At 70.6% G+C, this 18,262-nt stretch carries 17 protein-coding genes; 10 read left to right on the top strand and 7 right to left on the bottom strand.

From position 1 onward, the window contains the following. Nucleotides 1-5 precede the first annotated feature (5 nt). The 4 genes from ACSYGO_RS21185 (at nucleotide 6) to ACSYGO_RS21170 (ending at nucleotide 6,699) form a co-directional block, all read left to right on the top strand. Nucleotides 6-1,811 carry an ABC-F family ATP-binding cassette domain-containing protein gene (locus tag ACSYGO_RS21185; protein ID WP_426677737.1) on the top strand — a complete coding sequence of 602 codons (1,806 nt, stop codon included), beginning with the start codon at nucleotides 6-8 and terminating at the stop codon, nucleotides 1,809-1,811. 250 nt (nucleotides 1,812-2,061) lie between these two features. Continuing rightward, a complete protein-coding gene (locus ACSYGO_RS21180; RefSeq protein WP_460387242.1) occupies nucleotides 2,062-3,819 on the top strand; it encodes an outer membrane protein assembly factor BamB family protein in 1,758 nt (585 codons plus the stop codon). Between the two features lie 70 nt (nucleotides 3,820-3,889). Continuing rightward, a complete protein-coding gene (locus ACSYGO_RS21175) occupies nucleotides 3,890-5,770 on the top strand; it encodes an outer membrane protein assembly factor BamB family protein (protein WP_460387241.1) in 1,881 nt (626 codons plus the stop codon). A gap of 227 nt (nucleotides 5,771-5,997) precedes the next feature. Continuing rightward, nucleotides 5,998-6,699, top strand: coding sequence for a helix-turn-helix transcriptional regulator (locus tag ACSYGO_RS21170; protein ID WP_095934883.1), 702 nt, complete (start codon nucleotides 5,998-6,000; stop codon nucleotides 6,697-6,699). A 10-nt stretch (nucleotides 6,700-6,709) separates the two neighbouring features. On the opposite strand, the gene ACSYGO_RS21165 is transcribed toward ACSYGO_RS21170, so the two are convergent. The 3 genes from ACSYGO_RS21165 to ACSYGO_RS21155 all read right to left on the bottom strand — a co-directional run bounded on the left by ACSYGO_RS21165 (nucleotide 6,710) and on the right by ACSYGO_RS21155 (nucleotide 9,763). Then, nucleotides 6,710-7,627 (bottom strand): NAD(P)-dependent oxidoreductase, encoded by a 918-nt coding sequence (locus ACSYGO_RS21165; RefSeq protein ID WP_426677741.1) that lies wholly within the window; start codon nucleotides 7,625-7,627, stop codon nucleotides 6,710-6,712. Between the two features lie 93 nt (nucleotides 7,628-7,720). Then, complete coding sequence (locus ACSYGO_RS21160; RefSeq protein ID WP_426677742.1) at nucleotides 7,721-8,050, bottom strand: hypothetical protein; 330 nt, start codon at nucleotides 8,048-8,050, stop codon at nucleotides 7,721-7,723. 21 nt (nucleotides 8,051-8,071) lie between these two features. Beyond that, nucleotides 8,072-9,763: a sodium:solute symporter family protein gene (locus ACSYGO_RS21155; protein WP_426677743.1), complete on the bottom strand. Its 1,692-nt coding sequence runs from the start codon at nucleotides 9,761-9,763 to the stop codon at nucleotides 8,072-8,074. A 177-nt stretch (nucleotides 9,764-9,940) separates the two neighbouring features. Here ACSYGO_RS21155 and galT point away from each other — a divergent pair, with 177 nt between their 5' ends. Genes galT through galK form a run of 3 tightly spaced genes read left to right on the top strand, consistent with a single transcriptional unit; the run spans nucleotide 9,941 to nucleotide 13,113 of the window. Next, nucleotides 9,941-11,005 (top strand): galactose-1-phosphate uridylyltransferase, encoded by a 1,065-nt coding sequence (galT, locus tag ACSYGO_RS21150; protein WP_426677744.1) that lies wholly within the window; start codon nucleotides 9,941-9,943, stop codon nucleotides 11,003-11,005. Then, nucleotides 11,002-11,970: a UDP-glucose 4-epimerase GalE gene (gene galE, locus ACSYGO_RS21145; RefSeq protein WP_426677745.1), complete on the top strand. Its 969-nt coding sequence runs from the start codon at nucleotides 11,002-11,004 to the stop codon at nucleotides 11,968-11,970. Before galT ends, galE begins: the two co-directional genes overlap by 4 nt. Next, complete coding sequence (gene galK / locus ACSYGO_RS21140) at nucleotides 11,971-13,113, top strand: galactokinase (protein WP_426677746.1); 1,143 nt, start codon at nucleotides 11,971-11,973, stop codon at nucleotides 13,111-13,113. Nucleotides 13,114-13,169: 56 nt separating this feature from the next. On the opposite strand, the gene ACSYGO_RS21135 is transcribed toward galK, so the two are convergent. Continuing rightward, nucleotides 13,170-13,625, bottom strand: coding sequence for a GNAT family N-acetyltransferase (locus ACSYGO_RS21135; RefSeq protein WP_359496451.1), 456 nt, complete (start codon nucleotides 13,623-13,625; stop codon nucleotides 13,170-13,172). 255 nt (nucleotides 13,626-13,880) lie between these two features. Between ACSYGO_RS21135 and ACSYGO_RS21130 the strand changes: the two genes are divergently transcribed. Continuing rightward, nucleotides 13,881-14,648 (top strand): LuxR C-terminal-related transcriptional regulator, encoded by a 768-nt coding sequence (locus ACSYGO_RS21130; RefSeq protein WP_028804901.1) that lies wholly within the window; start codon nucleotides 13,881-13,883, stop codon nucleotides 14,646-14,648. Here the strand turns inward: ACSYGO_RS21130 and tamR are convergent. Then, entirely contained in the window at nucleotides 14,607-15,104 is a 498-nt protein-coding gene (gene tamR / locus ACSYGO_RS21125; protein ID WP_095934875.1) for a MarR family transcriptional regulator TamR, read from the bottom strand. The two genes, ACSYGO_RS21130 and tamR, sit on opposite strands and share 42 nt — an antisense overlap. A gap of 209 nt (nucleotides 15,105-15,313) precedes the next feature. Here tamR and ACSYGO_RS21120 point away from each other — a divergent pair, with 209 nt between their 5' ends. Next, a complete protein-coding gene (locus ACSYGO_RS21120; protein WP_460387240.1) occupies nucleotides 15,314-16,132 on the top strand; it encodes a trans-aconitate 2-methyltransferase in 819 nt (272 codons plus the stop codon). Beyond that, complete coding sequence (locus ACSYGO_RS21115; protein ID WP_432174224.1) at nucleotides 16,132-16,491, top strand: VOC family protein; 360 nt, start codon at nucleotides 16,132-16,134, stop codon at nucleotides 16,489-16,491. Before ACSYGO_RS21120 ends, ACSYGO_RS21115 begins: the two co-directional genes overlap by 1 nt. Before the next feature lie 45 nt (nucleotides 16,492-16,536). On the opposite strand, the gene ACSYGO_RS21110 is transcribed toward ACSYGO_RS21115, so the two are convergent. Then, on the bottom strand, nucleotides 16,537-17,214 hold the full coding sequence (locus ACSYGO_RS21110) for a TetR/AcrR family transcriptional regulator (protein ID WP_426677749.1): 678 nt from the start codon (nucleotides 17,212-17,214) through the stop codon (nucleotides 16,537-16,539). Then, nucleotides 17,211-18,218 carry an acyl-CoA desaturase gene (locus ACSYGO_RS21105; RefSeq protein ID WP_426677750.1) on the bottom strand — a complete coding sequence of 336 codons (1,008 nt, stop codon included), beginning with the start codon at nucleotides 18,216-18,218 and terminating at the stop codon, nucleotides 17,211-17,213. Before ACSYGO_RS21105 ends, ACSYGO_RS21110 begins: the two co-directional genes overlap by 4 nt. Nucleotides 18,219-18,262 lie beyond the last annotated feature (44 nt).

Below are 18,262 nucleotides of genomic sequence, written 5' to 3'. Positions count from 1 at the left end.
GAGAAATGGCCGTCAACCTGGTCAATGTCGAGTCCGTCAGCAAGGTGTACGGCACCCGTGCACTGCTCGACGGAGTCTCCCTCGGCGTCAGCGAGGGCGATCGGATCGGTGTCGTCGGACGCAACGGTGACGGCAAGACCACCCTCATCCGGATGCTCGCCAAACTGGAGGAGGCCGACACCGGACGCGTCACGCACTCCGGCGGCCTGCACATCGGCGTCCTGACGCAGCACGACTCCCTCGACCCCGCGGCCACCGTCCGCCACGAGGTCATCCGGGACATGGCCGACCACGAGTGGGCGGGCAACGCCAAGATCAGGGACGTCCTGACGGGCCTGTTCGGCGGGCTGGACCTGCCCGGCTTCCCGCAGGGCCTGGACACGGTCATCGGCCCGCTGTCCGGTGGCGAGCGCCGGCGCATCGCGCTGGCCAAGCTGCTCATCGACGAGCAGGACCTGATCGTCCTCGACGAGCCGACCAACCACCTCGACGTCGAGGGCATCGCCTGGCTCGCCCGGCACCTGCGCGAGCGCCGCTCGGCGCTGGTGTGCGTGACCCACGACCGCTGGTTCCTCGACCAGGTCTGCACCCGCATGTGGGACGTGCAGCGCGGCGCGGTGTACGAGTACGAGGGCGGATACTCCGACTACGTCTTCGCCCGCGCCGAGCGCGAGCGCATCGCCGCCACCGAAGAGGTCAAACGGCAGAACCTGGTGCGCAAGGAGCTCGCCTGGCTGCGCCGCGGCGCCCCCGCCCGCACCTCCAAGCCCCGCTTCCGCGTCGAGGCCGCGAACGAGCTGATCGCCGACGTGCCGCCGCCGCGCGACAAGAGCGAGCTGATGAAGTTCGCCGGCTCCCGGCTCGGCAAGACCGTCTTCGACCTGGAGGACGTGACCGTGCAGGCCGGGCCCAAGGTGCTGCTCAAGCACCTGACCTGGCAGCTCGGCCCCGGCGACCGGATCGGCCTGGTCGGCGTGAACGGCGCCGGCAAGACCTCGCTGCTGCGCGCGCTGGCCGACGCCGCCCGCAGCGACGGGGAGCGTCAGCCCGCGGCCGGACGGATCGTCACCGGCAAGACCGTGAAGCTCGCCTACCTCTCCCAGGAGGTCGCCGAACTCGACCCGAACTGGCGCGTCCTGCAGGCCGTGCAGCAGGTGCGCGACCGCGTCGACCTCGGCAAGGGGCGCGAGATGACGGCGGGTCAGCTGTGCGAGACGTTCGGCTTCAACAAGGAGAAGCAGTGGACGCCGGTCGCCGACCTGAGCGGTGGTGAGCGGCGCCGGCTCCAGCTGCTGCGGCTGCTGATGGACGAGCCCAACGTCCTCTTCCTCGACGAGCCCACCAACGACCTCGACATCGAGACGCTCACCCAGCTGGAGGACCTGCTCGACGGGTGGCCCGGCTCGATGGTCGTGATCTCCCACGACCGGTTCTTCATCGAGCGCACGACGGACAACGTGTTCGCGCTGCTCGGCGACGGCACCCTGCGCATGCTGCCCCGTGGCATCGACGAGTACCTGGAGCGCCGCCGCACGATGGAGGAGGCCGCGGCCGCCGCCGTGCTCGCCGCCGCGCCCGCGCCCGCGAAGTCGGCGTCCGCCGCCGACGCCCGCGCCGCGAAGAAGGAACTCCAGCGGATCGAGCGGCAGCTGGACAAGATCTCCGAGAAGGAGACCAAGCTGCACACCCAGATCGCCGACAACGCCACCGACTTCGGGAAGGTGGCCAAACTGGACGCCGAACTGCGCGAGTTGGCGGGGGAGCGCGAGGATCTGGAACTGCGCTGGCTGGAGCTCGCCGAGGACGCGTGACCGGGGCGTGCGGAGCGCCGCCGTGCTGTGCGATGGCGGCGCGCGCTCGGCGTGAAGGGCGCGTGAAGGCGCGTAACGACGGCATCACAGGCCGGTTCTCCCTTGGGAACAGGGGCCGGACCAGCCCCCTGCGTGTACGCGACAGAGTGATAGAAAGGGCCGTCTGAGAACAGTCTGAGATCCACCGGGACAGAGCGGAAATCCAGCGCCGCCGGTGGGGCGCCACATCAGTGAAGAGGGGGAAGCGCTGATGAGTCAGCCGCCTGGTCAGCCGCCGCAGGGCGGTTTCGGAGCACCGCAGGACCCACGCGCACAGGGCGGATTCGGTACGCCTCCGCCGCCCGCGCAGCCGCCCGCGTCTCCACCGACTCCGCCCGCCGGTGCCCCGCAGCCCGGCTACGGATACCCGCAGCAGCCCGGCCCCTACAGCCAGCCGGGACCGTACGGTCAGCCGCAGCAGCCGGGGCCGTACACCCAGCCCGGCCCCTACGGGCAGCCGCAGCAGCCTGGTTACGGATACCCGCCCCAGGCGCAGTACCCGGGCGCGCCCGGCACCCCGCCGCCCGGCGGCGGCTCCAAGAATCCCTTCAAGGGCAGGCCCGCCCTCATCATCGGCGCCGCGGTGGCCGCGCTGCTCGTCGTCGGCGGCACCGTCTGGGCCGTCAGCGCCGGCGGCAGTGACGACGGCAAGAAGCCCGTCGCCGACAAGAGCCACAGCCCGAAGCCCACCGTCTCCGACGACCCGGTCAACCCCGGGGACGGCAGCGGTGACGGCGGTGAGGACTCGGAGAACCTCAACGAGGGCCGGAAGCCGGGCGAGGCCAAGGTGCTCTGGTACAAGTCGGCGCCCGACGCGCCCGGTTCCGGTGCCGACGCCCCCGGCCTGTGGGTCACCGACAAGGCTGCGGTGAAGGCCGCGTACAAGCAGGTCTTCGCCTTCAACGTCACCGACGGCAAGCCCACTTGGGACGCGCTGACCATGCCGCAGAAGATCTGCGCGGTCACCCCGCAGAAGACGTCCGACGGCAAGGCCGTCATCGCGTACATGAGCGGCCCCGGCAGCAGCGCCAAGTGCAACCAGCTCCAGCAGATCGACCTGAACACCGGCGCCAAGGGCTGGAGCGGCAAGGTCCCCGACGGTGAACTCTTCGACAGCACCATCTCCGTGGAACTGTCCATCACCGGCGACACGCTGATGGTCGGCCGCTCCATGTCCGGTGTGGCCTACGACGTCGGCAGCGGCAAGAAGCTCTGGGAGAAGACGAAGTACGGCACGGGCTGCTACCCGGCCGGCTTCGCGGGCGGCACCAAGCTCGTGGCCGTCTCGTCCTGTTCGGCCGGCAGCGACAACAAGCACGACGAGGTTCAGGAGCTGGACCCGGCGACCGGCAAGGTCAGGTGGACCACGAAGATCCCCAAGGGCTGGACCGTCGAACGCGCCTACTCCGTCGCCCCCGTCGTCCTCTACATGACCAACGACGACAAGAAGCGGGTCAACGTCACCGCGCTGAAGAACAACGGCGGTCTGCGCTCGCAGCTGGAGAGCAAGGACTCCTTCGCGCCCGAGTGCGGATACGCCGTCCTCGACCGCGATCTGACGGGCTGCTTCGGCACCGCCGCCGACGCCAACACCCTCTACCTGCCGACCGAGGCGAAGACCGGCGCCAACGAGGTCGTCGCGTTCAGCCTGGAGACCGGCAAGGAGAAGTGGCGCGTCAAGTCCCCGGCGGACGAGACGATGCTGCCCATGAGGATGGAGGGCACCAACCTCATCGCGTACGTCGAGCCGTCGTACGACGGCGGGGGGAAGATCGTCTCGATCCCCACGACCGGCACCGGCCACCGGCCCACCACGCTGCTGCAGAACCCGCAGGGCACCGCGGACATCGAGAACGGCTTCTTCTCGAAGGCGGTCGACTACGTCGACGGGCGTTTCTACATCTCCACCACCCGGCTGACGGGCCAGGACGACGCGAAGGAGAAGTTGATGCTGGCGTACGGCAAGTGAGCCGGCCACCGCTCCCGTCCGTCCGGGCCTCCCACTCCTTCGTCCCCTTCGCATCCGAGGAACACACGTCATGAGCCAGCCGCCGCCCCCGCCGCCGAACCAGCCCCCTTCCAACGAGCCCCCGCAGGGCGGTTTCGGCGCGCCCCAGGACCCGCCCCCCGGCGGTTTCGGGGCACCTCAGGACCCGCCCCCCGGCGGTTTCGGGGCACCTCAGGACCCGCCCCCCGGCGGCTTCGGCGCCCCGACGCCCCCGCCGCCGGCGCAGGGTCCCGGCTACGGCTACCCGCAGACGCCCCCGCCGCCGCAGACGGCTCCGCCCGCCGCGCCGCAGCAGCCGTACGGCTATCCGCAGACGCCGCCCCCGGCCCAGCCCGGTTACGGCTATCCCGGACAGCAGCCGCAGTACGGCGCCCCGGGCCAGCAGGCCCCGTACGGCTACCCGCAGCAGCAGACCATGCCGATGCAGCCGCAGGCCCCGCAGGGCGGCGGCGGCGGCCGGAAGGTCAACAGCCAGCTGGTCATCATCGTGGCCGCCGTGGTCGCGGTCGCGCTGATCGTCGGCGGCGGTGTCTGGTACGCCTCGTCCTCCGGCAAGGACGACAAGAACACCGCGGGCACGTCCGGCGGCAGCAAGGGCGGCAAGGACGGCAAGGGCGACGGCACGTCCGGCGGTTCCACCGGCGGCAAGGAGAAGGTCCCCTCCGACACCAGCGCCGAGCTGCTGTTCCAGGTGCCCGCGCCCGCCGTCAAGAACGACAGCAGCGCCACCACCGTCGGCTCCTGGCTCACCGACAAGGTGTACGTCAAGAGCGGCAACGCCGAGGTCGACGGCTACGACCCCAAGACCGGCGCCAAGGTGTGGACGATCAAGCTGCCCGGCCCGGTGTGCCAGGCCAGCCGCCACGCCACCGAGGCCAACCGCACGGCGATCATCTACGAGCCCGCCATGCCGACCAAGGAGGATCCGTCGCACGGCTGCAGCCAGCTCGCCGCCCTCGACCTCGACGCCGGCAAGAAGCTGTGGACCAAGACGCTCAAGTCCGGTGACCAGCTGGTCAACATCGACAACGTCACCGTGAGCGGCAACACGGTCGCCGCGGGCAGCACCAGCGGCGGCGGCGCCTTCGACATCTCCACCGGAAAGGCGCTGTGGGCGCCCAAGCCGACCGACAGCTGCTACGACGCCGGCTACGGCGGTGGCGAGAAGCTGGTCGCGGTCCGCAAGTGCGGCGAGTACGGCAGCACCCGCCAGCTGCACATCCAGACCATCGACCCGAAGTCCGGGAAGGTGCTCTCTGAGTACAAGATGTCGCCCGGCATCGAGTACGCGAGCGTCGTCTCCACCGACCCGCTGGTCGTGGCCGCCGACGTCGGCGACTCCGCCGGGGACGGCAGCGGCATCTCGGACTTCTTCTCCATCGACAACAAGACCGGCAAGCTGCGCACGAAGATCTCCGCGCCCGGCAAGACGTACGCGGCCCGCTGCGACGGCATCAGCCGGATCGAGTACTGCTCCGGTCTCGCCGTCGGCAACGACAAGCTCTACATCCCGACCGAGGAGCACGACGGCACCGGGGAGTACAGCCGCACCAACGAGATCGTCGCCTTCGACCTCTCCACCGGCAAGCAGACCGGCCAGCGCGGTGACGCCGGTGACGGCTACACCATCACCCCGCTGCGCATGGACGGCACCAACCTCCTCGCCTACAAGCGCCCGCCGTACGACAAGGGCGGGCAGGTCGTCTCCTTCGACGGCACCTCCTTCAAGGAGACCAAGCTCCTGGAGAACCCGGCGGGCGAATCGGTCCGCGACGCGGAGTCCAGCATGCTCCCGGAGTACGCCGAGTTCATCTACCGTGACGGCCGCCTTTACATGTCGCAGGTCTACGCCCACAAGCCGTCCTCCGCGGACGACAAGGAGTACCTGGTGGTCGCCTTCGGCACCAAGTAGCCGAGCCGGTCCGCGCCGTGCGGCCCCGTCCCTGCTCAGGGGCGGGGCCGCACGCGTACCCCTCATCACTCCCGAATGGGAGAGATTTCGATATTCCGGGGCACATCTCTCCAGTAGGGGAAGCGCAACGTCGAACAAGCGTGTAGCTTCCGGGGGATGGAGAGCCGGGGGGCTCCTAATCCACGGGGAACCAGTGGGGATGCTTGGGGGGACTGGGGGGTTGCCTGATGGGAGTGCGGCTCATGGTGGTCGACGACCACCGATTGCTCGCCGAGGCGTTGGCCTCGGCCTTGAAGCTGCGCGGGCACCGGGTGCTCGCCGCGGCGGCGCCCGCCGCGGGGGCGGCGGAGCTGGTGATCACACGGGCACCCGAGGTGTGCCTGCTCGGCACGGCCGCACCGGCCGAGCCGGGGATCTTCGACCCGGTGGTGAAGATCAAACGGGAACGGCCGCAGGTGGCCGTCCTCGTCCTGGGCCCGGTGCCGAACCCGCGGGGCATCGCCGCCGCGTTCGCCGCCGGAGCGTCGGGCTACGTACGCCACGACGAACGCATAGAGGGCGTCGAGCGCGCGATCATGAAGGCGCGGGCGGGTGAGGCGGCCGTGGCCCCGCAGCTCCTCCAGGGCGCCTTCAGCGAACTGCTCAACCCGGCCGCCCAGCCCGACGACGAGGGGCAGCGGCTGCTCCAGATGCTCACCCCGCGCGAGGTGGAGGTGCTCGTGCGGGTCGCGGACGGCGAGGACACCCGGCTCATCGCGGCCGGCATGGGCATAGCCCCGTCGACGGCCCGCACCCATGTGCAGCGGGTGCTGATGAAGCTGGGTGTGGGATCGCGTCTCGAGGCGGCGGCGCTGGCCGCCCGCACCGGTCTGCTGGACCGGGCGGGGCCGGTGCCGGCCCCGCCCGGCGGGACGGAGGAGCCCCTGTGAGGTCCGGGGCCTACGCGGAGGGCCGCCGCTCGTCGAAGCTGGCGAAGTAGGCGGCGGCCATGTCCTCGTCGGCGTGGCCCTGGGCGGCGGCGCGGCCGAAGCGCTCCGCGGCCGCGGCGGCCACGTCGAGGCGAACACCGCTGTGCTCTCCGGCCCGGACGATCAGACGGGCGTCCTTCTCGGCGGTGGCGACCGCGAAACTCGGCGGTGTCAGCCGGTCCTCCAGGACCAGGTCGGCCTTGGCGCGCAGATAGACCATGTCGAGCGGGCCGTCGGCGATCAGGTCGAAGAAGCCGTGCGGGTCCACGCCCAGGCTCTGCGCCAGGGCGAGGACCTCGCCGCTGGCGGCGGTGGCCGCGAGGACCCAGCTGTTGGCGACGAGCTTGAGGCGCGTCGCGCTGCCGGCCGCGCCGTCCTCGCCGGTCCACACGGTGCGTGAGCCGACGGCGTCGAAGACCGGCGTCACGGTGTCGCGGCTGTCCGCCGGGCCCGCCGCCAGCACGGTCAGCTGCCCCGCCTCGGCGGGCTGACGGGTGCCGAGGACCGGCGCGTCGAAGAAGACCAGTCCGTGCTCGCGGGCGAAGCCGGCCAGCTCGGGGACGGACTCGATGCCCGCGGTCGTCGACTGCACCCAGGCGGCGCCGGGGCGCAGGCCGGGCGCCGCCTGCCGCATGACATCGAGGGCGGCGGCACCGTCGTACAGCACGGTGAGGACGACCTCGGCGTCCTGGACCGCCTCGGCGGGAGTGCCGGCGACGTGGATGCCGTCGGCGGCCAGCGGCTCGGCCTTGTCGTGGCTGCGGTTCCAGGCCCGGACGGTGTGTCCGGCCCGTGCGAGGCTGCGCGCCATCGCGGCCCCCATGATCCCGGTGCCGAGGACGCTCACGGTGAGCTTCACGGGCCGGTCGGTGGCGTTCGGCGTGGTCATGAGGGGTGCGCTCCTTCTCGGTGGACGGGGCAGGGGGTGCCTACAGCGGTACGGGGCCGGAGTCCCGAAGAACTCCAGCCCCGTACGCGGACGCTACTCGCTGTCCTGCTCCTCGGGCAGGACGTGGGGCGCCGGCGGCGGCGTCGGACGCAGCTTCAGCCAGACGAGGAAGAACAGGCCGAGGAGCAGCATGCCCAGGCCGGTCCACAGGTTGATGTTGACGCCCTGGGCCTTCTCGATGGCGGCGTCGGAGTCGGTGAGGCCGGTGATCCCGACGATGAGGCCGTAGAGCACGAACAGGAGTCCGATGATGCGGCGCAGGTCGAAGATGCGGGCGGCGGTGGCGGACTTGCCCTCCAGCTCGGTGACTTCCCGCTGGACGTCCTTCTCGGAGAACCCGGAGTGTCCGGAATGCTCGGTCATGATGTCTCAATCCTCCCGCGATCAGAACGAGAACGGGATGTAGCAGGCGGCCGCGATGATCACTGCGCCCCAGCCCAGCAGGGCCGGCTTGCGGTACCAGGCGTCGTCCCCGGGGGCGGCAGGTTCCTCCATGCCGGGGGAGCGGGTGCCGTAGACCAGGCCCTGGAGCTCCTCCTCCGGCTTCGGGGCGGTGAACAGAGACACGACGACCATGACGACCGCACCGGCGACGAAGCCCGCGATCGCGGAGACGAAGTTGGCGCCCTGGTCGGTGGGGATGTCGATGATGCCGCGCTTGTAGAGGACGAAGTAGTTCACCATCGCGGTCACGGTGCCGGCGAGCAGGCCCCAGAAGCCGGACTTGGTGGAGGCGCGCTTCCAGAACATGCCGACGATGAAGACGACGAACATCGGCACGTTGAAGAAGGAGAAGAGCGTCTGGAGGTAGCTCATGATGTTCGAGAACGACGACGCCAGGAACGCCGTGCCCACCGAGGCGGCCACGCCGATCGCGGTGATGAGGCGGCCGAAGCGCACGTAGTACGCGTCCTCGCGGCCCCGGACCACGTACTTCGCCCAGATGTCGTTGGTGAACACCGTGTTGAAGGACGAGACGTTGGCGGCCATGCCGGCCATGAAGGCGGCGAGCAGACCGGTCACCGCGATGCCGAGCACGCCGTTGGGCAGCAGTTCCTGCATCAGGTAGGGGATGGCGTCGTTGTACTGGAGGTCGGAGCCGGGGGTGCCGATCTTGGGCACGAGGACGGCGGCGACCAGGCCCGGGATCATCACCAGGAAGACGATGAAGATCTTCGGGAACGCGGCGATCAGCGGGGTGCGCTGGGCGGCGGAGAGGTTCTTCGCGGACAGGGCGCGCTGCACCTCGGCGAAGTTGGTGGTCCAGTAGCCGAAGGACAGGACGAAGCCGAGACCGAGCACGATGGTCAGCCAGTTGGCGCCGAGCGGGTTGGCGCTGCCGATGCCGGTGCCGCCCCAGGCGGTGACGAAGTCGTGGCCGTGGGTCTTGGAGAGGGAGTCGGTCAGACCGTCCCAGCCGCCGACCTTCTTCAGGCCGAGCACGACGATCGGGATGAGGGCCGCCAGGATCACGAAGAACTGGAGCACCTCGTTGTAGATCGCCGAGGACAGGCCGCCGAGCGTGATGTAGGCGAGTACGAAGAAGCCGGCGACCAGGATGGCCACCCACTGCGGCCAGCCGAGGAGTGCCTCGACGACGATCGCGAGGGCGTAGAGGTTCACACCGGCGATCAGGATGGCCGCGAAGGCGAACAGGATCGAACTCAGCAGGTGGGCCGACTTGTCGAAGCGGAGCAGCAGCATCTCCGGGACGGAGCGGACCTTGCTGCCGTAGTAGAAGGGCATCATCACCAGGCCGAGGAAGACCATGGCGGGGATGGCGCCGATCCAGTACCAGTGGACGGTGTAGGCGCCGTACTGGGCGCTGTTCGCGGCCATGCCGAGGATCTCGGTGGCGGCCAGGTTGGCCGAGATGAAGGCCAGGCCGGTGATCCACGCCGGCAGTGACCGGCCCGACAGGAAGAAGTCCAGGGTCGTCTTCACCGAGCGGCGGGCGGCGAAGCCGATGCCGAGAACCACGGCGAAGTAGATCGCCATGATCGCGTAATCGAGCCCGTTGGTGGGAAGCCGTAGCCCCGCCGCCAGTTCTGTGGGGGTATGTGTGGGGGTTTGCATGCGTACTCGCTTCGTTGCGCGAACTGAACCTGAGCGGAACCTACGCCTCCGTGTTCAGTAATTGAACACTTCTGATGGTGCTCTTTGTTTGATTGTGATGTTGACGGCTGTGGTGACTTGTGTTTTGGTATGTTGGGTTCTGTTTGAAGGTTCGGTGGCTCGACTGGGGAGTCCGAAGTGAAGAAGACCTCGACCCGACTGGCCGACGGTCGTGAGCTCATCTACTACGACCTGCGCGACGACACCGTGCGCGACGCGGTCGACCGGCGTCCGCTGGAGCGCACCGTCACCACCTCCGAGATCCGCCGCGACCCGCTGCTCGGCGACAGCGTCGCCGTCGCCTCGCACCGCCAGGGCCGCACCTACCACCCGCCGGCCGACGAATGCCCCCTGTGCCCCTCCCAGGGCGAGCGACTGAGCGAGATCCCGGACTCCTCGTACGACGTCGTGGTCTTCGAGAACCGTTTCCCCTCCCTGGCCGGCGACTCCGGACGCTGCGAGGTCGTCTGCTTCACCTCCGACCACGACGCCTCCTTCGCCGATCTGACCGAGGAGCAGGCGGGTCTCGTCCTGGAGGCGTGGACGGACCGCACGGCCGAGCTGTCCCATCTCTCCTCCGTCGAACAGGTCTTCTGCTTCGAGAACCGCGGGGCCGAGATCGGCGTCACCCTCGGCCACCCGCACGGGCAGATCTACGGCTACCCCTTCACCACCCCGCGTACCGCCCTGATGCTGCGCTCGCTCGCCGCGCACAAGGAGGCGACCGGCGGCGAGAACCTCTTCGACGAGGTCGTCGCGCGTGAGCTCGCCGACGGCTCCCGGGTCGTCCTGTCGAGCGACCACTGGGTCGCCTTCGTGCCGTACGCGGCGCACTGGCCCTACGAGGTCCACCTGTATCCGCGCCGTCGCGTCCCCGACCTGCTCGGCCTCGACGCGGACGCGCGCACAGAATTCCCCCAGGTCTATCTGGAACTCTTGAGGCGCTTCGACCGGATCTTCGGTGAAGGTGAGCCCCCGACGCCGTACATCGCCGCATGGCACCAGGCGCCGTTCGGCCCGCTGGAGGAGTTCGACGGCGTCAACCGGGACGACTTCGCGCTCCACCTCGAGCTTTTCACCATCCGCCGCACTTCCGGCAAGCTGAAGTTCCTCGCGGGTTCCGAATCCGGCATGAGCGTGTTCATCAACGACGTGCCGCCGGAGACCGCGGCCCAGCGACTGCGAGAGGTAGCGAGTTCATGAGTGGGAAGTACCTGGTCACCGGCGGCGCGGGCTATGTGGGCAGCGTGGTCGCGCAGCACCTGGTCGAGGCCGGGCACGAGGTCACCGTCCTCGACAACCTCTCGACCGGGTTCCGCGAGGGCGTGCCCGCCGGGGCCGCCTTCGTCGAGGGCGACATCCGCGACGCCGCGAAGTGGCTGGACTCCTCGTACGACGCCGTGCTGCACTTCGCCGCCTTCTCGCAGGTCGGCGAGTCCGTCGTGAAGCCCGAGAAGTACTGGGACAACAACGTCGGCGGCACCATGGCGCTGCTCGCCGCGATGCGTGAGGCGGGCGTCCGCAAGCTGGTCTTCTCGTCCACCGCCGCCACCTACGGCGAGCCGGAGCGGACCCCGATCGTCGAGACCGCGCCCACACGGCCGACCAACCCGTACGGCGCCTCGAAGCTCGCCGTCGACCACATGATCACCGGTGAGGCGGCGGCGCACGGACTCGGCGCGGTCTCCCTGCGCTACTTCAACGTGGCGGGCGCCTACGGCTCCTGCGGCGAGCGGCACGACCCCGAGTCGCACCTCATCCCGCTCGTCCTCCAGGTCGCCCAGGGCCGCCGCGACGCCATCTCGGTCTACGGCGACGACTACCCGACGCCGGACGGCACCTGCGTCCGCGACTACATCCACGTCGCCGACCTCGCCGAGGCCCATCTGCTGGCGGTCGCCGCCGCCACCCCCGGCGAGCATCTGATCTGCAACCTCGGCAACGGCAACGGCTTCTCCGTCCGCGAGGTCATCGAGACGGTGCGCCAGGTCACCGGCCACCCCATTCCCGAGGTCGTGGCGCCGCGCCGCGGCGGCGACCCGGCGGTGCTGGTCGCGTCGGCCGAGGCCGCCCGGGAGCACCTCGGCTGGAATCCGTCCCGCGCGGATCTCGCGGGGATCGTCGCGGACGCGTGGGAGTTCGCACAGAACAGGTCGAAGGAGCAGTAGGTGGGGGTTCGCGAGGGCTTCGAAGAGCTGTACGGCGCCGCACCCGAGGGTGTCTGGGCGGCGCCCGGCAGGGTCAACCTGATCGGCGAGTACACGGACTTCAACGAGGGGTTCGTCATGCCGCTCGCGCTGCCGCACACGGCCGTGGCGGCCGTGTCGCGGCGCGCGGACCGGGTGCTGCGGCTGCACTCCGCGGACATCGAGGGGCCGGTCGTCGAGCTGGACATCGACGCGCTGGTCCCGCTGTCCGACACGGGCTGGGCCGCGTACCCGGCCGGTGTGGTGTGGGCGCTCGGCGAGGCGGGGCACGCGGTCGGCGGCGCCGATCTGCATCTCGCCTCGACCGTGCCCACCGGGGCGGGCCTCTCCTCGTCCGCGGCGCTGGAGGTCGTGACGGCGCTCGCCCTCAACGACCTGTACGAACTCGGTCTCACCGGACCGGAGCTGGCGCGGCTCGCGCAGCGGGCCGAGAACGACTTCGTGGGCGTGCCCTGCGGGATCATGGACCAGACCGCGTCGGCCTGCTGCACCGAGGGGCACGCCCTGCACCTCGACTGCCGGGACCTGTCGATCCGCCAGGTCCCGTTCGACCTGGCCGCCCAGGGGCTCGAACTGCTCGTCGTCGACTCCCGGGTGAAGCACGCCCTGGGCGACGGGGCGTACGCCGAGCGGCGTGAAGGGTGCGAGGAGGGCGCGCGGCAGCTGGGCGTCTCCCATCTGCGGGACGTGCCGTACACCGGCCTCGACGCGGCGCTGGCGCGGCTGTCCGACGAGCGGGTCCGCCGCTACGTCCGGCACGTCGTGTCCGACGACCACCGGGTGGAACAGGTCATCGCCCTGCTGGACGCGGGTGATGTCCGGGCGATCGGGCCGGTCCTCACCGAAGGCCACGTCTCCCTGCGGGACGACCTGCGGATCTCCTGCCCGGAGCTGGACCTCGTGGTGGCGACGGCCAACGCGGCCGGGGCGCTGGGCGCCCGCATGACGGGAGGCGGCTTCGGCGGGTCGGCGGTCGTCCTGGTGGAGTCGGCCGACGTGGACACGGTCACCAAGGCGGTGGCCGAGGCCTTCGCCGCCGCGGGGTACACCGCTCCGCGGGTCTTCCCGGCGGTCCCGTCCGCAGGGGCGCGCCGCCTGGTCTGAGCGAGGACGCCGGGCGGGCCGCGCGAAGCGGTCCGTCCGGCCGGAACCCGCTGCCGTCAGGCCAGTTGCTTGGTCAGGGTGTACTCCGTGACGCCCGGCGGATAGTCGGGGATCACGCAGACCACGTCGTAGCCGTGGCGACGGTAGAAGCCGGGGGCCTGGAAGTCCCAGGTCTCCAGGCGGGCCGCGCGGCAGCCGCGCTCGTCGCCGGCCAGCCGCTCGGCCTCTGCGAGCAGGCGCGAGCCGAGTCCGGCGCCGCGGTGCCGGTCGTCGACCCACAGGTAGGTCACGTGCAGCCACGTCGTCCAGGTGTGGCCGACGAGTCCGCCGGCGAGTGCGCCGTCGGCGTCCAAGGCCCAGACGTGGAGCGGAACTTCCCGTTCACCAGGGGTTCCGCGCAGGGCGCGGAGGACGGGAGACGCCCGCGTGTTGGTGTCGAGCAGACGTCGGCGGAGCAGATCCCGCCGGTCTTTGTCGTCTCCTGTCTCGATACGAAACATAAGACTCACCATAAACGCGCTGGCCAACCAGTTCTGCAATTTACCTTCCGCTCCGGGCCCTTCGCCTTACCCTGATGAACAGCACCGGTGGGGGCCGGTGCTGATCAGGGGGCGAGACAGTCGGGTACGACGCCCGAAGTGGGGGTAGCACTTCCAGCACGGCGGCGGCCGTGCGGCTGAGGCACCCTGCTTTCCGGACCGGAAGCGGTCCGGGATCACTTCGGGCGCCGTACCCGCACCGGTCGTCCCCCGACAGTGGGGGTTTCAGTGGTTCGCATCCGAGTACTGGTCGTCGACGACCATCGCATCTTCGCCGAGTCGCTCGCTGCCGCACTCGCGGCCGAGCCCGACGTCGACGTGTCCGCAGCGGGCAGCGGCCCCGCCGCGCTGCGCTGCCTGGAACGCGCGGCGGCGGAAGGACGCCGGTTCGACGTACTGCTCGTCGACGCGGACCTGGGCGGCAATCTGCCCGGCATGCGTCCGGCGGTGCAGGTCCAGGAGAGCAACGAGGACGGCATCGTCGACGGCATCTCGCTCGTGGCCGGCGTACGGTCCGGGCAGCCGAGCGTCCGCACCGTCGTACTGGCGGAGAAGGACGATCCGCGCCGCGCCGCGCTCGCGCTCCAGGCGGGCGCCTCGGGGTGGGTCGCCAAGGACTGCTCCCTGTCGCGTCTGCTCACCGTCATCCGCGGAGTGCTGCGCGACGAGACGCACCTGCCGCCCGCCCTGCTCACCGGCGTGCTGCGGGAGTTGACCGCGGCGCGCAAGCACCGGACGGAGAGCGAGCGGCTCGTCGAGTCGCTCACGCCCCGCGAACGTGAGGTGCTGCGCTGCATGGTGGCCGGGCTGGGGCGCAAGGCCGTGGCCGAGCGGCTGTTCCTGTCGCCGCACACCGTCCGGACACACATGCAGAACGTCCTCGGCAAGCTGGGCGTGCACTCGACGCTGGCCGCCGTGGCACTCGCCCGCCGGGCCGGCGTCGGGCCCGTCGACCTAGCCGGGGATGTTGTCGAACGGGGCGGTCAACTGGCGTAGCAGTCCCGCCAGTTCGCCGCGCTGGGTCCTGCTGAGCTCCGCCAGGATCGCGCGCTCCTGCTCCAGCAGTCCCGCCAGCGCCTGGTCCGCCCGGTCGCGGCCCTCGTCCGTCAGGCGTACCAGCACACCCCTGCGGTCGCTCGGGTCGGGGAGGCGCTCCACCAAGCCCTTCTTCGTCAGCCGGTCGATGCGGTTCGTCATCGTGCCCGAGGTGACGAGGGTCTGGGTGAGCAGCTGTCCGGGGGAGAGCTGATAGGGCGATCCGGCACGCCTGAGCGCGGTCAGGACGTCGAACTCCCAGGGCTCCAGGCTGTGCTCGGAGAACGCCAGTCGGCGTGCGCGGTCCAGGTGCCGGGCCAGTCTGCTCACCCGGCTGAGTACTTCCAGCGGCTCCACGTCGAGGTCCGGGCGCTCCCGGCGCCACGCTGCGACCAGCCGATCGACCTCGTCCTCCATGACGATCAGTGTAGTGGTTGTGTCGACATGAAGTCTCTTGATGTGGAGTCTCTTGACGTCGAGATATCTTGGATGTGAGGGTGGAGGCAGGCGGCCGGGCGCCCCGCGGTGCCGGACGGCCCCGCGGCCGCGGCGATCGGGGGTCCGCCGCGGGCCCGGCCGCCGGGTCCGGCCGCCGTTCTTGCGACCGTCGTTCCGAGGAGGCCCTCATGACTGCCGGCACCACCCCCACCTGGGACCCGAGCCAGTACCTGCGTCACGCCGAGCACCGCGCGCGGCCCTTCGCCGACCTCCTCGCCCGGGTCCCGGCCCTCCCGCACGAACCGGCCCGCATCGCCGACCTCGGCTGCGGCCCCGGCAACGTCACCGTCCAGCTCGCCGGACGCTGGCCGGACGCGCACATCACCGGCTACGACAACTCCCCGGAGATGCTCGCCAGGACGAAGGAGTACGCGGGCGCCACGGCCGGCGGCGGCCTGCTCGACTTCGCCCACGCGGACCTCACCGACTGGGCGCCGACCCAGACGTACGACCTGATCGTCTCGAACGCGGCGCTCCAGTGGGTGCCGGGCCACCTCGACGCGTTCCCCGGCTGGCTCGACGCCCTCGCCCCCGGCGGCGTCCTCGCCTTCCAGGTACCGAACAACCTCGACGCGCCCCTGCACGCCCTGCTGCGGGAACTCGCCGGCAGCGCCCGCTGGAAGGAGCACCTCGGCGGCCTCCTGCGCCCCGACGACTCCGTCCACGACCCGCTCGTCTACCTGGACCGGCTGGCCCGCCTCGGCTGCGCGGTGGACGTCTGGGAGACGACGTACATGCAGCAGCTGACGGGCGAGGACCCGGTCCTGGACTGGGCGAAGGGCACCGCCCTGCGCCCCGTGCTCACCGCCCTCGCCGACGAACCGGAGGCGCGGGACGCCTTCGTCGCCGAGTACCGGGAGCTGCTCCGCGACGCCTACCCGGCCGAGCCGTACGGCACGGTCCTGCCCTTCCGCCGCCTGTTCGCCGTCGCCCGGACGGCCCGCTGATGCTCGCCGCCGTCGACCATGTCCAGCTCGCCGCCCCGCCCGGCGCCGAGGACCGGCTGCGCGCGTACTACGTGGGCGTCCTCGGGATGACCGAGGTGCCCAAGCCGCCCGTGCTCGCCGCCCGCGGCGGCTGCTGGTTCACGGCCGGGCCGGTGCAGCTGCACCTCGGCGTCGAGGACGACTTCCGGCCCGCCCGCAAGGCCCACCCCGGACTCCGGGTCACCGGCATCACGGCGTACGCCGCCCGCCTGGAAGCTCTGGGAGCGGTCGTGACCTGGGACGACGACCTCCCCGGCCACCGGCGTTTCTACTCCGAGGACCCCGTCGGCAACCGTCTGGAGTTCCTCGAACCCCGCTGAGCGAGCGGGACCGGGGCGGGGCTCGGGCCCCCGCCCCGGTCCCCTTTAGGACTTGCGGTGCCCGATCAGACGGGGCTTCGGCTCCAGGCCGTCCAGACCGTGCCAGGCGAGGTTGACCAGGTGCGCCGCGACCTCCGCCTTGCGGGGCTTGCGGACGTCCAGCCACCACTGGCCCGTCAGGGCGACCATGCCGACCAGCGCCTGCGCGTACAGCGGCGCGAGCTTCGGGTCGAATCCGCGGCTCTTGAACTCCCGGCCCAGGATGTCCTCCACCTGGGTGGCGATGTCCGAGATCAGCGACGCGAACGAACCCGTCGACTGCGGGATCGGGGAGTCGCGGACCAGGATGCGGAAGCCGTCCGTGTACTCCTCGATGTAGTCCAGCAGGGCGAAGGCGGCCTGCTCGCACAGCTCCCGCGGATGCCCGGCGGTCAGGGAACCGGTCACCATGTCCAGCAGCCGCCGCATCTCGCGGTCCACGACCACCGCGTACAGGCCCTCCTTGCCGCCGAAGTGCTCGTACACCACCGGCTTGGAGACGCCGGCCTTGGCCGCGATCTCCTCCACCGACGTGCCCTCGAAACCCTTGGCCGCGAACAGGGTGCGGCCGATCTCCAGCAGCTGCTGACGACGCTCGGCACCGGTCATGCGGGTGCGGCGCGCACGCCGCGGCTTGTCGTTGCTGCTCGAAGTGCTGGAGTCGGTCGCCACGCCGTCAATCATGCCGCGTCGGCGGTTTCCGTCTTGCGCCGGGAGCCCGCCCCGTCCGTATTCCGGCGGGAATCGATACGGGAGCGTGACGGCCAGCGCACGTCGTACGCCCAGCCGAGCTGCTCGAACCAGCGGATGATCCGCGCCGAGGAGTCCAGCTGCCAGCGCTCGACGCCGTGCCGAGCGGACGTCGGGTCCGCGTGGTGGAGGTTGTGCCACGACTCGCCGCAGGAGAGCACGGCCAGCCACCACACGTTGCCCGAACGGTCACGCGACTTGAACGGGCGCTTGCCCACCGCGTGGCAGATCGAGTTGATCGACCAGGTCACGTGGTGCAGCAGCGCCACCCGCACCAGCGAGCCCCAGAAGAAGCCCGTGAAGGCGCCCCACCACGACATCGTCACCAGACCGCCGATCAGCGCCGGCAGGGCCAGGGACAGCGCCGTCCAGAAGACGAACTGCCGGGAGATCGCACGGATCGCCGGGTCCTTGACCAGATCCGGCGCGTACTTCTCCTGCGGGGTCTGCTCCTCGTCGAACATCCAGGCGATGTGGGCCCACCACAGGCCCTTCATCAGGGCCGGGACCGTCTCCCCGAAACGCCACGGCGAATGCGGGTCGCCCTCCGCGTCGGAGAACTTGTGGTGCTTGCGGTGGTCGGCCACCCAGCGCACCAGAGGCCCCTCGACGGCCAGCGAACCCATGATCGCCAGAGCGATCCTCAGGGGCCGCTTCGCCTTGAAGGAACCGTGCGTGAAGTACCGGTGGAAACCGATCGTGATGCCGTGGCAGCCGAGGTAGTAGAAGAACACCAGCAGACCGAGGTCCAGCCAGCTCACCCCCCAGCCCCAAGCCAGTGGCACCGCCGCGAGCAGCGCGAGGAACGGGACGGCGATGAAGAGAAGAAGCGTGATCTGTTCGAGTGACCGCTTCTGCTCGCCGCCCAGGGTTGCGGACGGGAGCGGGGAGTCGTTCGCCTCCGGGGCGTCGTCGATCACATCGGAGCTCGTGGTCATGGGCGTCCCCTGTGGGGTTCGAGGGTGAGGAGAAGAGCCGGGTC

It is taken from the genome of Streptomyces krungchingensis (genome assembly GCF_054729265.1).
Note: the sequence above shows the minus strand (reverse complement) of the source record. Positions and strands in the feature narration are given on the sequence as shown.

What these genes read in the sequence shown, in the direction of transcription:
- ACSYGO_RS21185 (WP_426677737.1), top strand. Translation starts at nt 6, where the DNA reads ATGGCCGTCAACCTGGTCAATGTCGAGTCCGTCAGCAAGGTGTACGGC.
- ACSYGO_RS21180 (WP_460387242.1), top strand. Translation starts at nt 2,062, where the DNA reads ATGAGTCAGCCGCCTGGTCAGCCGCCGCAGGGCGGTTTCGGAGCACCG.
- ACSYGO_RS21175 (WP_460387241.1), top strand. Translation starts at nt 3,890, where the DNA reads ATGAGCCAGCCGCCGCCCCCGCCGCCGAACCAGCCCCCTTCCAACGAG.
- ACSYGO_RS21170 (WP_095934883.1), top strand. Translation starts at nt 5,998, where the DNA reads ATGGGAGTGCGGCTCATGGTGGTCGACGACCACCGATTGCTCGCCGAG.
- ACSYGO_RS21165 (WP_426677741.1), bottom strand. Translation starts at nt 7,627, where the DNA reads ATGACCACGCCGAACGCCACCGACCGGCCCGTGAAGCTCACCGTGAGC.
- ACSYGO_RS21160 (WP_426677742.1), bottom strand. Translation starts at nt 8,050, where the DNA reads ATGACCGAGCATTCCGGACACTCCGGGTTCTCCGAGAAGGACGTCCAG.
- ACSYGO_RS21155 (WP_426677743.1), bottom strand. Translation starts at nt 9,763, where the DNA reads ATGCAAACCCCCACACATACCCCCACAGAACTGGCGGCGGGGCTACGG.
- galE (WP_426677745.1), top strand. Translation starts at nt 11,002, where the DNA reads ATGAGTGGGAAGTACCTGGTCACCGGCGGCGCGGGCTATGTGGGCAGC.
- ACSYGO_RS21135 (WP_359496451.1), bottom strand. Translation starts at nt 13,625, where the DNA reads ATGGTGAGTCTTATGTTTCGTATCGAGACAGGAGACGACAAAGACCGG.
- tamR (WP_095934875.1), bottom strand. Translation starts at nt 15,104, where the DNA reads ATGGAGGACGAGGTCGATCGGCTGGTCGCAGCGTGGCGCCGGGAGCGC.
- ACSYGO_RS21120 (WP_460387240.1), top strand. Translation starts at nt 15,314, where the DNA reads ATGACTGCCGGCACCACCCCCACCTGGGACCCGAGCCAGTACCTGCGT.
- ACSYGO_RS21115 (WP_432174224.1), top strand. Translation starts at nt 16,132, where the DNA reads ATGCTCGCCGCCGTCGACCATGTCCAGCTCGCCGCCCCGCCCGGCGCC.
- ACSYGO_RS21110 (WP_426677749.1), bottom strand. Translation starts at nt 17,214, where the DNA reads ATGATTGACGGCGTGGCGACCGACTCCAGCACTTCGAGCAGCAACGAC.
- ACSYGO_RS21105 (WP_426677750.1), bottom strand. Translation starts at nt 18,218, where the DNA reads ATGACCACGAGCTCCGATGTGATCGACGACGCCCCGGAGGCGAACGAC.